The organism is Flagellimonas nanhaiensis, assembly GCF_003382275.1.
Classification (GTDB): Bacteria; Bacteroidota; Bacteroidia; order Flavobacteriales; family Flavobacteriaceae; genus Flagellimonas; species Flagellimonas nanhaiensis.
Map to the genome: position 1 here is coordinate 230884 of NZ_QTJX01000001.1, position 14045 is coordinate 244928.

At 40.8% G+C, this 14045-nt stretch carries 10 protein-coding genes; 6 read left to right on the plus strand and 4 right to left on the minus strand.

Annotated elements, in window-relative coordinates; genetic code table 11:
* Positions 1-34: 34 nt before the first annotated feature.
* Positions 35-592: a hypothetical protein gene (locus DX873_RS01095; RefSeq protein ID WP_147296586.1), complete on the plus strand. Its 558-nt coding sequence runs from the start codon at positions 35-37 to the stop codon at positions 590-592.
* Positions 593-604: 12 nt separating this feature from the next.
* Here DX873_RS01095 and DX873_RS01100 read toward each other — a convergent pair whose 3' ends face one another.
* Together DX873_RS01100 and DX873_RS01105 are read right to left on the minus strand one after the other, a co-directional pair.
* A complete protein-coding gene (locus tag DX873_RS01100) occupies positions 605-1327 on the minus strand; it encodes a LytR/AlgR family response regulator transcription factor (protein ID WP_116182691.1) in 723 nt (240 codons plus the stop codon).
* Complete coding sequence (locus tag DX873_RS01105) at positions 1324-2382, minus strand: sensor histidine kinase (RefSeq protein ID WP_116182692.1); 1059 nt, start codon at positions 2380-2382, stop codon at positions 1324-1326. The genes DX873_RS01100 and DX873_RS01105 overlap by 4 nt, the downstream gene beginning before the upstream one ends.
* Positions 2383-2569: 187 nt before the next feature.
* Between DX873_RS01105 and DX873_RS01110 the strand changes: the two genes are divergently transcribed.
* The 3 genes from DX873_RS01110 (at position 2570) to typA (ending at position 7469) form a co-directional block, all read left to right on the plus strand.
* Entirely contained in the window at positions 2570-4969 is a 2400-nt protein-coding gene (locus DX873_RS01110; RefSeq protein ID WP_116182693.1) for a TonB-dependent receptor, read from the plus strand.
* 62 nt (positions 4970-5031) lie between these two features.
* Positions 5032-5574 carry a hypothetical protein gene (locus tag DX873_RS01115; protein ID WP_116182694.1) on the plus strand — a complete coding sequence of 181 codons (543 nt, stop codon included), beginning with the start codon at positions 5032-5034 and terminating at the stop codon, positions 5572-5574.
* Between the two features lie 95 nt (positions 5575-5669).
* Positions 5670-7469: a translational GTPase TypA gene (gene typA / locus DX873_RS01120; protein WP_116182695.1), complete on the plus strand. Its 1800-nt coding sequence runs from the start codon at positions 5670-5672 to the stop codon at positions 7467-7469.
* Here typA and ppgK read toward each other — a convergent pair.
* Entirely contained in the window at positions 7466-8233 is a 768-nt protein-coding gene (ppgK, locus tag DX873_RS01125) for a polyphosphate--glucose phosphotransferase (RefSeq protein WP_116182696.1), read from the minus strand. The genes typA and ppgK overlap by 4 nt on opposite strands.
* 147 nt (positions 8234-8380) lie before the next feature.
* Positions 8381-9064, minus strand: a complete 684-nt coding sequence (locus DX873_RS01130) for a cell division ATP-binding protein FtsE (protein ID WP_116182697.1) — start codon at positions 9062-9064, stop codon at positions 8381-8383.
* Between the two features lie 147 nt (positions 9065-9211).
* Between DX873_RS01130 and DX873_RS01135 the strand changes: the two genes are divergently transcribed.
* Positions 9212-12235: a tetratricopeptide repeat protein gene (locus DX873_RS01135; RefSeq protein ID WP_116182698.1), complete on the plus strand. Its 3024-nt coding sequence runs from the start codon at positions 9212-9214 to the stop codon at positions 12233-12235.
* A 13-nt stretch (positions 12236-12248) separates the two neighbouring features.
* Positions 12249-14000: a TonB-dependent receptor gene (locus DX873_RS01140; RefSeq protein WP_116182699.1), complete on the plus strand. Its 1752-nt coding sequence runs from the start codon at positions 12249-12251 to the stop codon at positions 13998-14000.
* Positions 14001-14045: the final 45 nt, after the last annotated feature.

Sequence of the window (14045 nt, forward strand, 5' to 3'; positions counted from 1 at the left end):
AGGATATGTTATACTAATACCCAATTAACCTACTATGCGAAAAATTTTAATAGGCTCATTGCTACTGTGCAACATTGTTGCGTATGCCCAATTTGGAAAGAACTGTGAGATTCGTCAAATGAAGTTGAATGTATTCAACCCTGGTTTGGAATACGAAATGGGCCTTGGAGTAAACAGCACCCTGGACGTAAGGGTGGCTTGGCAGGTGGCCCTGGAGCCGGCAAGCACCACACCCTTGGAAGATTATGATTTTTTTCCTGCGATTACAGTCCAGAATAGATACTATCACAATTTCAATGGTCGGCATAGACGTGGAAGGTCCATTTATGGGAATTCAGGCAATTACTTGGCGCCTAGTGTTGCCCTGTTCTCTCCCGGAGAGAGGGTTGTTCAGGACCAATTAGTGGATGGTGTGCACGGTTATGGAGGTCTGGTGTATGGAGTACAGCGTAGTTACAATTCTGGGTTAAGCTTTTCTATTGATGCTGGTGCTGGATATTATGTCGGTCCCTTTAAAGGGGGAGTTCATCCCGTTGTGAACCTGAGTTTGGGTTGGATAATCAGCGAAAAACGTTGGTGTGTTGGACGCTGATTGCATATTGAATTAAAGCATTATTCGTTTTATGGCATCCATGTATCCTCTGCTTACCCTCACTACGTCACCATTTTCCATGGTCACATCATAGCTTTTGCCATATTTGTTGAGTTCTTTAACTCTGTCCATGTTCACCATAGATGAGCGATGAACCCTTAAAAAAATCTGGGGATTGAGTTTTTTCTCAAGGTCGGATATTCCAAAATTGCTGAGGTAGACCTGATCTTTTGTATGAATCTTGGAATAGTCGCCATAAGCCTCGATCCAAATAATCTCCTCGCATTTGATGGTTATCAGTTTTTTGTTGAAATGAACCAGCACCCGGGCAGGATAAGAAGCTTCCTCCATAAACACACTACGTGCCAGTGCTTCTATTTTAATATTGCTGGAATTGAGCTTTTCTATGGCTACTTTAAAACGTTCCTTGGTATAGGGCTTTAGAAGGTAATCAACCGCGTGTACCTCAAAAGCTTTTAAGGCATATTCGTCAAAAGCGGTGGAGAAAATAATTTTTGGAATCTCGTCCAAATGGTTCAATACTTCAAAACCGGTTTTTCCAGGCATTTGGATGTCCAAAAAGACAAGGTCCGGCTTAAATCTGTTTATCTCGTTTATGGCGTCCACACCATTGTTCACCTCTGCGATCAAAACCAACTCTGGGTAGTCCTCTAGATATTCTTTTATCAATGTCCTTCCGGCCTTCTCGTCATCCGCAATCAAAACTTTTTTCATAGGGCAAAACGTATTTTTAGCCCTTGAGGCTGGTTGTCCAAGACTTCTATTTGAGATTGATACATTTTCTTGAGACGTAGTCGTGTATTGGTAAGTCCAACACCTTTGTTAAAAATACTTTCCTTGTTTTTTACTCCAATACCGGTATCGGCTATTTCAAATCGCAGTTTTTCGGCCTCTTTGAAAATGGTAATGGATATTTCACCACCCTCCATTGCGTTGGAAATACCATGTTTTACCGAATTCTCCACTAAAGGTTGTAATAGCATAGGGGGGATTTTCTCTGCGTAGAGTTCTTGGGACACATTTATTTTGACTTTTAAGCGTTCTTCAAACCTTGCTTTTTCAAGTTCAAGGTATTTTTTTACGAAATCCAACTCTTCTTTCAGACTAACCAATTCTTCTTTGCTGGCTTTTAACTGATATCGGAACAAATCTGCCAAGGTGGCTATAAGTCGTCTAGTTTCTTCTTGTTTTGCTGGCACCGATGCATTGATCGTATTGAAAACATTATATAGGAAATGAGGATTAAGCTGAGCTTTGATGGCAGCAAGTTCGCTTTTAAGAGCGGCTTGTTTTAACTCTCCTTCAAGTTTCAGTTTTTTTTGATTTTCCCTATAATGCTCGTATGCATGAAAAATGCCGAATTGTATTAAATAAAAGAGGGCAGGAATGTATAAATCCCATACCTGTCCAGAGCCTTCAAGATGGAACCAGCCCAAGGATTCACAAACATCATAGTATACAATACGGGAGGTATAGATGAACACGGGGAGGATAAAGGCATGGAGTATCAGTCTTTTCCATAGTTTCTGGTGTTTAAGTTTTACAAATATCAACCACCAAATAGGAATGGTGAACAAAAGAAATATGCCATACTGTAGCCCTCCGCCATCAATAAATGCCCTAACGCCCAGCAAGGTGATGTTTTCGTTGGAAAAATCAGAGGAGCTCAACCAGACCGTAAGATGATAGAAGAAAGCCGATACAATATAAAACGATAGCACTAAAAGAAGTTCCTTCACTTTAATGCCCCAAATAACCTTTTTGTCCATAAATAATAGTTCTACCGGTAATGTACTCCTTATTGGATATGCTCTAAAATACATAAAGTTGAATTGACCTATATGCCGACGAATGGACCGGGCAATTGAGCAGTCCATGGGCCAACTCATCGACATTCTCTTTTAAAAAGGTAACCAAAGTCAAAATTTTGAGTATTCAATATTTAAAACCATAAACATGAAAAAACTAGCTGTACTACCTCTTTTACTTTTGGGACTATTTGCTTCTGCGCAGGATATTAGGGGAACATTAACTACTTCCACTGGAGAACCAATCCCATTTGCGGCAATAGCTCTCAACAGTCCATTGGATTCTACTTTGGTGAAAGCCACTATAAGTGGAGAAGAGGGCGGGTTTGTTCTCAGTGGAATCATGCCCAGTGAATACCTATTGAAAATAACAGCCCTTGGTTTAAGCGACATCCAAAGAAAAATTAATTACAGGGGAGGAGAACGCAATTTGGGAACACTTGTTATGATGGAGAATGCCCAGAGCTTGGAAGAAGTTACCGTTGTTGCGGATAAACCTATGGTTCAGGTTTTGGCGGATAAAACTGTTTTTAATGTGGAAAATACCATCAATGCAACGGGAACAAGTGCTTTTGAGCTATTGAGAAAGGCTCCTGGGGTCATTGTGGACAATAATGGAGGAATCATCGTAGAAGGGAAGACTGGGGTACAAATTTTCATCGATGGCAAGCTATCGGTGCTTCAGGGTGAAGATCTGATCAATTATTTGGAAAGTCTTCAGGCCACCGATATTGAAGCTGTGGAAATCATTACGCAACCGTCTTCTAAATATGATGCAGCTGGAAATGCGGGGATCATAAACATCAAACTAAAAAAGGATAAAAGTCTTGGCACCAACGGTACATATACCTCTGGTATGACCAATGGCGATTTTGCCAGATTTAATTCGAGCTTAAACTTCAACAATAGGGGTAAAAAGGGAAATTTTTATGGTACCTATAGCAATCGGTTTGGCAAAAACACAGGTTTTATCAATTTGTTCCGAACGCAGTCCGGCACCCAGTTTGATGCCGAGACCAACAGCGTCTACGACAGGAACAGCAACAATCTTAAATTGGGTTACGATTATTATCTGAATGACAAACACACCATTGGGGCTATATTCAATGGAAATTTCAACAATGGTTTCAATACAAACAATACCAGAACCCCCATTAGGCCTGTTGAAGTTCAGCAAGTGGATAGTGTGCTGGTAGCTCTGAATCAAACCGACAATACCTCTTACAATATCAACGCCAACCTAAACTACAGATATGCCGACACCTTGGGCTACAGCATAAACTTGGATTTGGATTTTGGCAAATACAACAGTGATAGAAATGCCTTTCAACCCAATACCTATTTCAATGGGGATGAATCCCAAGTGCTCACGGAGCGTATCACCTTTCAACAAACGCCTATCGATATTAGCATAGCTACAGTTAAAGCTGATTACGAACAAAACTTCTTAAAGGGAAAATTGGGACTTGGTGTCAAATTTGCCTATGTGAATACGGATAACACCTTTGATTTCTTCAACCAAATTGGAGGTGCTAACGTGCTGGATGCAACCCAAAGCAATCAATTTGAATATAAGGAAAACGTCAATGCTGCTTACTTTAATTACAATCGGAAATGGGGCAAATGGAACCTGCAAATGGGTTTGCGAATGGAAAATACCATTTCGGACGGAAAGTTGGAAAGTGCACAGGAGAATGAAAATGAACGCGTAGAGCGAAATTACACCGATTTCTTCCCTTCGGGCGGATTGACCTACCAATTGAACCAAAAGAACCAGTTTGCCTTAACCTACAGCAAAAGAATACAACGACCCAACTATCAGTCACTTAATCCGTTTGAATATAAATTTGATGAGCTATCTTTTGGAAAGGGGAATCCATTTTTACAGCCGCAGTATACGGACAACATCAAACTTTCCCACACCTTCAATTATCGGTTGACCACTTCCTTGAGTTATTCGTACATCTCGGACTTTTTTGCAAGGGTCACCGTTGCAGAAGGGGAAAGTGCCAGTTTTTTGACCACTTTAAATGTCGCTGATCAGGAGGTCATCAATTTGGGGATTTCGTACCCTAAAAAGATATACGAATGGTGGAATCTATATTTCAGTCTTAACGCCTATATCAGTGATTACAAACCCACAAGCCCGGAGTTCTTAGCTATAAAACAGGAAACCTTGAGCTTTTATGCACAAAACACGTTTACCATTTCCAAAGATTTTAAAATGGAAGTTTCGGGTTGGTATAGTTCGCCTTCTATTTGGGGAGGAACCTATGCCACACAATCCTTGGGGTCTCTAAATGTTGCATTTCAGAAAAAGTTTTTCAGTAACAAAGTCACAGGTAGACTGGCATTCAATGATATTCTGTATACCGTGCCATGGAGGGGAACCACACAATTTGGCGATTTGTTCATCGATGGGACGGGAGGAAGCGATTCACGACAGGTAGCATTTAGTTTTACATACGATTTTGGGCGAAATGAAATCAAAAAAGCAAGAAAAAGGAAGACTGGATTGGAAGATGAAAACAAACGTATTGGAAATTAAGGGTTTAGATTTTTGGTTTGATTTTTGATTCAGAGATCGGCATAACCAAAAATTAAACTCGCATGAAGGTTTCCACATTCTTTTTATTTTTTCTTTTAGTTGCAAATTGGAGTTTTTCACAATCCAACGGTAAAGTTGAAGATCATCAATTAACGCTCAATTTTTTACTGCCGGGAGTGGTATATGAGCATGGAATTTCCAATAACTCGACTATTACAGCTGAAGCAACTATTGGTTTGGCTTACAGGGATTCAGATTTTTTTGATTCCGGTTTTGGTATTTATCCTATTGGCAAAGTACAGTATCGACATTACTACAATTTTCAGAGAAGATTGGAGAAAGGAAAAAACATTTCCAGGAATACAGGAAACTACATTGCACCTATGTTGGCAGTTCAAGGGGGTAAAGCCGTTGTTGGGGATTTGGACTATGCTTCGGATTATTTTGGAGGAATAGGAGCTGTTTATGGCTTGCAAAGAACTGGTCGTAAAGGCCTTAGTTTTAGGTTTGAAGTAGGTCCAGCTTATTTCTTTGATGAATTAGACAATGATTTTGGTTTGTTTATGGCACTTAAACTAGGGTGGGTGGTCAATAAAAAGAAATAAAAGCAAAATACTCAAAATCAATAAGATAAAAATAACACAGGCGTGGTCGTCCAAGAAAAAAATAGCAGTATCTTTGCGGGCTTAAAAATCAGGTTATGTCCAAAATCAAGAATATTGCAATCATCGCCCACGTAGACCACGGCAAGACCACTCTAGTGGATAAGATCATGTATCACTGCCGTTTGTTCCGTGAAAATGAGAACAAGGGAGAGCTAATTCTGGACAATAATGATTTGGAACGGGAACGGGGAATCACCATTGTTTCCAAAAACGTTTCCGTGGTGTACAAGGACACTAAAATCAATATAATTGATACTCCTGGTCACGCCGATTTTGGAGGTGAAGTAGAGCGTGTTCTCAATATGGCAGATGGTGTTCTTTTGTTGGTTGATGCCTTTGAAGGACCTATGCCCCAAACCCGATTTGTATTGCAAAAGGCCATTGATTTAGGTTTAAAACCTTGTGTGGTCATCAATAAGGTGGATAAGGAAAACTGTACTCCAGAAGAAGTGCATGAAAAAGTCTTTGACCTTATGTTTGAGTTGGGGGCCGAAGAATGGCAGTTGGACTTTCCAACGGTTTACGGTTCGGCAAAGCATAACTGGATGAGCGAAGATTGGCAAAAGCCCACCGAAAATATTGAACCCCTTTTGGATATGGTGGTTGAGCATATACCGGAGTTTAAGCCCGAGCAAGGGTCAACACAAATGCTGATTACATCTTTGGATTTTTCTTCCTTCACCGGACGGATTGCCATTGGAAGATTGCAGCGGGGAACACTTAGAGTGAACCAGCAGATTTCTTTGGTAAAACGAGATGGAGGCATTGTGAAGACCAAAGTGAAGGAACTATTTACCTTTGAAGGTCTTGGTCGTCAGAAAGTGGATGAAGTGGTTGCAGGGGATATTTGTGCCATTGTTGGTATGGAAGGTTTTGATATTGGTGATACCGTGGCCGACTTTGAAAATCCCGAAAAATTGAAGACCATAGCCATTGACGAACCTACAATGAGCATGTTGTTCACTATTAACGACAGTCCATTTTTTGGGAAAGATGGCAAGTTTGTTACCTCCAGGCATATAAAGGAACGATTGGAAAAAGAGCTGGAAAAGAACCTTGCACTTCGTGTTGAAGAAACCGATAGCGCGGATAAGTTCATGGTCTTTGGTAGAGGGGTACTACACCTTTCTGTTTTGATCGAGACTATGCGACGTGAGGGATATGAGCTTCAAATTGGGCAACCTCAAGTTATCATCAAGGAAATTGATGGTGTCAAGTGTGAGCCAGTGGAGCACTTGACCATTGACCTTCCTGAAGAAGTATCTGGAAAAGCGGTTGAAATGGTTTCCATTAGGAAAGGGGAGATGACCAGTATGGAGGCCAAAGGTTCTCGAATGATCTGTGAGTTTATAATTCCATCAAGAGGAATCATCGGTCTAAGAAACCAATTGCTTACCGCAACAGCTGGGGAGGCCATTATGGCGCATAGATTTTTAGAATACCAACCCCTAAAAGGGGAAATTGCCCAAAGACAAAATGGGTCTTTGGTGTCCATGGAAAATGGAACCGCAATTCCTTACTCAATAGATAAATTACAGGAAAGAGGTAAATTCTTTATTGATCCAGGAGAGGATATTTATGAGGGGCAGGTCATTGGAGAAAACTCCAGAGGAGATGACATGACCATCAATGTCACAAAGACAAAAAAATTATCAAACGTACGTTCAGCAGGAGCGGATGACAAGGCCAAGATCGTACCGGCAATCAAGTTTTCTTTGGAAGAGGCATTGGAGTATATTCAGAAGGATGAGTACGTGGAGGTTACTCCTAATTACCTTAGACTTAGAAAAATCTTCCTAAAGGAAGTGGACAGAAAACGAAATAAGATAGACTAGCTTTCGGTTTTTAAATGCCCATGGTGCTGTTCCCTTAGGCATGCCACGGCGGCTCCAATGATTCCTGCGTGGTTCATGAGCTCGGCTTTTACAACTTCGGTATCAACATCAATCAAATGGCTGAATTCTTTCCATTTTTTGGAAGTTCCCCCACCAACGATTATAAGGTCTGGAGAGACTATCAGTTCTACCAATCTTAAAAATTTGTTGAATCGTTTACCCCATTTTTCGTAACTGAGGCCTTCACGTTCTTTTGCCGAAGCAGCCGCCCATTGCTCTATCTTTCTGTATTTTTTGTAAGGAATCTGGCCTAGTTCAAAATTTGGTAATAAGATGCCATTGTAAAAAGCCCCACTACCTAGTCCGGTGCCGATGGTAACCATGATCACCAATCCTTTCTTTCCCTTTCCCACTCCATAGTTCATAGAGGCATATCCGGCAGCATCCGCATCGTTTAGAACCGTAAACTCTTGCCCAGTGGCCTCTGTAAACAGTTCATCAACATTTACACCAACCCAACTGGGATGTAGATTTCCTTCGGATAAGCATATCCCTTTTTTGACAATAGAAGGAAAACCGCACCCAACAGGGCCTTTATAATTGAAATGGTCTACAATCTGTTTTACCACTTCTGCCATTTCATCAGGCTTTCTAGAAGCTGGGGTTGGTATGCGATGGCGTTCTGTCAACATTTCGCCTGTTTCGGCGTTCACAAGTGCACCTTTAATACCGGACCCGCCAATATCTATGCCAAGTATTTCCATAAAGGGAAAGTAATTTTAGTTTTGGCAAAGAAACAAAAAACTTTTGGCGGTCAAAGTGTTAGGGTGCAATCAATATCCACCAGTTGTCAACGGTCTCCTTTTGAGGTTCTGGACTTTGCGTATTGACAAACGCGTTGTTGGATTGTATTAGATAGCTTTTTGTATTACCTCGAATACTTTGCTCCCATCACATTTGAGGGTTTTGTGAGGGTATTTTAAAATAAGTGCATAGTCATGTGTGGCCATTATTATGGTACGTCCATTCTGATTGATGTCCTGCAATACTTTCATGACCTCCACACTGGTCTGCGGATCTAGATTTCCAGTAGGTTCATCAGCTAAGATGAGCTCAGGGTCGTTCAGTAAGGCCCTGGCAATGGCGATGCGTTGTTGTTCACCTCCCGATAACTCATGGGGATATTTAAAACCTTTGGTTTTCATTCCCACTTTGTCCAATACTTCCTCAATTTTTGAGTCCATTTTAGAAGCATCGGTCCATCCAGTGGCTTTGAGCACAAACCTAAGGTTGTTGTTTATATTGCGATCTGGCAGTAATTTAAAATCTTGAAAAACAATACCCAGCTTTCTACGCAAAAAAGGGATGTCCTTTTCTTGTAATTCTTTAAGGTCAAAATCAACTACGCTTCCAGTTCCTTGTTTTAAGGGAAGATCTGCGTACAAAGTCTTCATAAAACTACTTTTCCCGCTTCCAGTTTTTCCTATTACGTAAACAAATTCTCCTTTTTTTACCTCAAGGTCAATATGGTTCAAGATTAGGTTTTCATTTTGGAATACGGCTACATCCTGTAATTTTACAATTGTATCGGGCATAATATTACTTTGGAAAATAAAGGTACTAAGTTCTATAATTATAGCTCACATTCCATTGGCTAAATTCAAGTTGATTAGGAAATCGACATACTTTGGCCCGTATTTTGACGTTATGTTTACAGTCAATCGAGAACAGCGTAGAACACTATGAATCGAAAAAGCCTCCTTTTGTTTCCCATTTTCTTGGGAACTTTTTTCATACTTACAGCACAGGAAACCAAAGTATATTTTCATGAGGACAAAGAATTTCAAGAAGCTTTGGCCTTGTACAACAATCAGCAATATCAAGCTGCTCAAGCTATCTTTGAGAAAGTAAAAGCTACTTCCAAAAACTCCGAAACAGAGGCAAACAGTGCCTACTATGCGGCTAATGCCGCTATACGATTGAACCAACGCGGAGCGGATAAATTGATGGAAGACTTTGTGGAGCGCTATCCTACATCCACCAAACGCAATTCGGCTTTTTTGGACGTGGCCGATTATTATTTTGAAACCGGAAAGTATCCGTATGCCCTAAAATGGTACAAAAAAGTAGACGAATCTTCTATGTCCCATGCGGATCAGGAACGGTTCAATTTCAATAATGGGTACGCTCTGTATGCTTCCAAAAGGCCCAAACAGGCTGAACGGTATTTGAGCAAAGTGAGCAATTCCCCAAAATATGGGTCGCAGGCCAAATATTATTTGGGATACATTGCCTATGAGCAGGATGATTATGATGAGGCAAGTGCCAGATTTGATCAAATCACCGATCCTGAGCTTCTCAACGAGAAACTGTCATATTATCAAGCGGATTTAAATTTTAAACTGGGAAATTTTGAAGAGGCCATTGCTATGGCCGAAAAGCAATTGCCCAAATCTGATAGAAAGGAAAAGTCAGAGCTCAACAAAGTTATAGGGGAGAGTTATTTCAACCTTAAAAGATACAGTGAGGCCATTTCCTATCTGGAAAAATACAGAGGTAAACGGGGTAAACTGAACAACACAGACTACTATTTATTAGGGTACAGCCATTATAAACAAGGAGATTATGAGGGCGCGATTCAACAGTTCAATAAAATAATAGGGGGAACCAACAGCGTTTCCCAGAATGCCTATTATCACTTGGCGGAGTGTTATTTAAAGTTGGATAAGAAGTCAGAGGCCTTAAATGCGTTCCGAAATGCATCGCAAATGGATTTTAGCGCGGATATCCAAAAAGATGCACTACTCAATTATGCCCGACTGAGCTATGAAATAGGAAATCCCTATGAGCCAGTACCCGAAGTAATGGCGGCCTATTTAGAAAAATATCCAAAGGATGAACACCAACAAGAAATACAGGAGCTTTTGGTGGATTCCTATATCACTTCAAAGAATTTTGAAGGAGCCATGCAGCTTTTGGAGGAAAACAAGGGCTATGCCAGCAAGGAGACCTATCAAAAAGTATCTTATTACCGAGGGGTGGAATTGTTTATTGATGGGGATTATGAACAAGCTTTAGAGCGATTTTCCAAATCACTAAAAAGTGCAGAAAATTCAAATTTTGAAGCTAAGGCACAGTATTGGAAAGCAGAATCTGAATATCGACTTAATCGTTTTGATGATGCCTTGATCAGTTTTAAGCGATTTAAAGGCTTACCAGGGGTGAATTCCATTCCAGAACATGAAGAATTGGATTATAATCTGGGCTATTGCTATTTTAAACTCAAGGATTACAACAGTGCCATATCTCATTTCAAAACGGTGACAAATTCCAACTTGGTCGATTCTGAAAAACGTGGCGACGGGTATCTGCGATTGGCAGATAGTTACTTTGTAACCAGTAAATATCGTCAGGCCCAATCGGCTTATGAAGAAGCTTCAAAAATGAATGGTCCGGAGCGGGATTATGCTGCATTTCAAAAAACCTTGTGCTCTGGGTTTTTGGGAAACAATTCTGCCAAAATTGATGGATTGAACCAATTTTTGACTCGCTATCCAAAATCAAGCCTAAGGGACGATGCTTATTTTGAACTCGGAAATACCTATGTTAAAACAGGACAGGAAAGTGTAGGCTTGCAAACTTATGATCAATTGATCTCTGAATATAGCCGAAGCAAGTTTGCCCCAAGGGCAATGCTAAGACAAGGTTTGGTACATTACAATGCCAGCCGAAACGATCAAGCTTTGGTCAAACTGAAACAGGTAGTACAAAAATACCCTAGCACCCAAGAGGCAAAACAAGCCGTAGCCACGGCTAAATTGATCTACGTAGATGAAGGTAGAGTGAGCGAATATGCAGCTTGGGCCAGAAATCTTGATTTTGTAGAGGTAACAGATGCCGAATTGGATAATGCCAGCTTTGAGGCTGCCGAGCGAAAATATGTGGAAGGAAAGTCTGATGCCGCGATTCGTGCCTATGAAGATTATTTAAAAGAATTCCCCAATGGCATTCATGCTTTGGATGTCAACTTCAATTTAGCCCAACTCTATTATGCAAAAGGAGATAAGGAACAGGCACTGGCCAAATATCAGGTTGTGGCAAATAGCGGTAGTGGCGAATTCACGGAACAGGCACTGACACGGGTGTGCGAAATTTTTGTGGAAAAACAAGACTATCAAAATGCCATTCCGTACTTGGAGCGGTTGGAAAGTACTGCGGAAATTGTTCAGAACAGAACTTTTGCCCAATCTAACCTCATGAAAGGGTATTACGGTCAAAAAGACTACAGAAAAACCATTGCCTACGCAGAAAAGGTGTTGAATGCTTCCAAGATTGACAATAGGATAAAAAGTGATGCCCAGATCATGATAGCACGGTCGGCCATAGCCACCAACGATGAAGTTTTGGCAGAAACGGCCTATAAAGAGGTCCAAAAAATTGCAACAGGGGAGTTGGCGGCTGAAGCATGGTATTATGATGCCTACTTCAAAAACAAGAACCAGGATTTTGAAGCTTCCAATACAGCAGTGCAAAAATTGGCAAAGGACTTTGCTCCCTACAAGGAATGGGGAGGTAAAGGGCTTGTGGTTATGGCAAAGAATTTTTACAGCTTGGGAGATGCCTTTCAGGCCACGTACATTTTGGAGAGTGTGATCAGCAATTTTTCAGAATACGAAGAAATTGTTGCAGAGGCAAAAGGAGAACTTTCTATGATCAAAGCCAAGGAAGCCCAGACCAATTCATCCGTTGACCCCAACGGAAACTAAATCTACACGCGGTATGCAAAAGAACATCTATATAGTATCACTAGTATTTTTGAGCCTTTTGGGAACAGCAGTTGCCCAAGAAACCGATGACATAGGTACTGAAACGGTTACGGTTGTGAAACCGTATTCCCCAACTGTTTCAGATGCCTTTAAGGTGAAGTCTGCCCCAAATCTCAATGATTCTATTGTGCTTCAAAAAAAAGAAATTAACTACAGCATATTTTCAGTGCCCGTAGCTTCTACATTTACTCCGGCAAAAGGAAAAGCCTCCAGGGTTAAAAAAACGCCGCCCCCTACATTGTACAATTCCTATGCTTCGGTAGGATTGGGCAATTATAACAACGCCTTGGTAGATGTATATACAAGCAGGGAATTTAATAGAGGAGAGGATTTGTTGGATTTTGGATTGAGTCACCATTCTTCCCGCGGAGATATTGATTCGACACCGTTGGATACCGATTTTTACAATACCCAATTGGATGTCTCCTATGCGAAGAAGGATAGAGATATGGATTGGGGAGCCAGTGTTGGATTGCAGCATCAGCTGTACAATTGGTACGGAATTGAAAACGGAGCTTTTGATGAAATCACCATTGCCGGCATGGACGAGCAGCAAAACTATTTCAATGCAGAGGCCAAAGCCCATATAAATATGGAAGATTCCTTTTTTAAGAAAGGGACTGTTTTGTTGAGACGTTTTTGGGATGCCACCGAATCAGGAGAAAATCGGGTAGTGATCAATCCAACCATTGAATTGCCCATTACAGAGGAGTTGGTCACCATTGGGGCCAAAATGGATTTTGTGAACGGAAACTTCAAGAATACATCGCTTAACAATACAGTAAACGATGGGGAGATAAATTACAGTCAATTTCAGGTAGGGGTGACTCCAAGTCTTTTGGTACTTCGTGATGACTTGAGATTGAATCTTGGAGCTAGCTTTGTTTATGGATTGGATACCGAAAACAGCGACAGCAATTTTTATATCTATCCAGCAGTAACCGCATCTTATCGTTTGTTGGACGAAAATGTTATTGCCTATGGAGGAATTGAAGGTCAACTAAAGCAAAATTCGTATCACGGTTTTGTAAATGAAAATCCGTACGTTTCCCCAACGCTCACCATTCAGCCTACCGATCAGCAATATGAAGGCTATTTGGGATTAAAAGGGCAATTGCTTTCCAATGTAGGGTATAACATCAAAGGATCCTATACAGCGGAAAACAGAAGACCATTGTTCTTTTTGAATCCACAAAACCTGTTTAGGGATGACGAAAAGAGCTACTTCTATGGAAATTCTTTCCAAGTTTTCTACGATGATGTAAAGACCCTGGGCATTTTTGGGGAGATCAATGTTGATGTCAACCGAAACTTTTCACTGGGAATCAATGCCGAGTTTTACGATTATGATACCGAGACCGATAATCCTGCCTGGAATTTACCTTCAATAAAAGGATCTGTGTTCATGGATTACCAGATTAACAAGCAATGGTATTTAGGGGCCAATTTGTTTTATGTTGGAGAACGGGACGATTTAGTAGCGCAAGTGGTCCAAAATGCTTTACCATCCGAATTTCCTTCAACCATTGTTACCTTGGATAGTTTTTTTGATGCCAATGCGCATATTGGTTATCGATTCAATGAACAACTTTCTGTTTTTGTAAAAGCATCCAATATTGCCAATAACGATTATCAACGATGGGCCAATTTTAGGGTACAAGGATTTCAGGCTCTAGCAGGGGTTTCCTACAAGTTTGATTTTTAGGCGATTCAAGCCAAATTGCGTCTATCTTTCCATTGATGTGATTTT

Bases quoted from the DNA above. Each gene is read 5' to 3' on its own strand.
- DX873_RS01095 (WP_147296586.1), top strand. From the start codon at position 35: ATGCGAAAAATTTTAATAGGCTCATTGCTACTGTGCAACATTGTTGCG.
- DX873_RS01100 (WP_116182691.1), bottom strand. From the start codon at position 1,327: ATGAAAAAAGTTTTGATTGCGGATGACGAGAAGGCCGGAAGGACATTG.
- DX873_RS01105 (WP_116182692.1), bottom strand. From the start codon at position 2,382: ATGGACAAAAAGGTTATTTGGGGCATTAAAGTGAAGGAACTTCTTTTA.
- DX873_RS01110 (WP_116182693.1), top strand. From the start codon at position 2,570: ATGAAAAAACTAGCTGTACTACCTCTTTTACTTTTGGGACTATTTGCT.
- DX873_RS01115 (WP_116182694.1), top strand. From the start codon at position 5,032: ATGAAGGTTTCCACATTCTTTTTATTTTTTCTTTTAGTTGCAAATTGG.
- typA (WP_116182695.1), top strand. From the start codon at position 5,670: ATGTCCAAAATCAAGAATATTGCAATCATCGCCCACGTAGACCACGGC.
- ppgK (WP_116182696.1), bottom strand. From the start codon at position 8,233: ATGGAAATACTTGGCATAGATATTGGCGGGTCCGGTATTAAAGGTGCA.
- DX873_RS01130 (WP_116182697.1), bottom strand. From the start codon at position 9,064: ATGCCCGATACAATTGTAAAATTACAGGATGTAGCCGTATTCCAAAAT.
- DX873_RS01135 (WP_116182698.1), top strand. From the start codon at position 9,212: ATGAATCGAAAAAGCCTCCTTTTGTTTCCCATTTTCTTGGGAACTTTT.
- DX873_RS01140 (WP_116182699.1), top strand. From the start codon at position 12,249: ATGCAAAAGAACATCTATATAGTATCACTAGTATTTTTGAGCCTTTTG.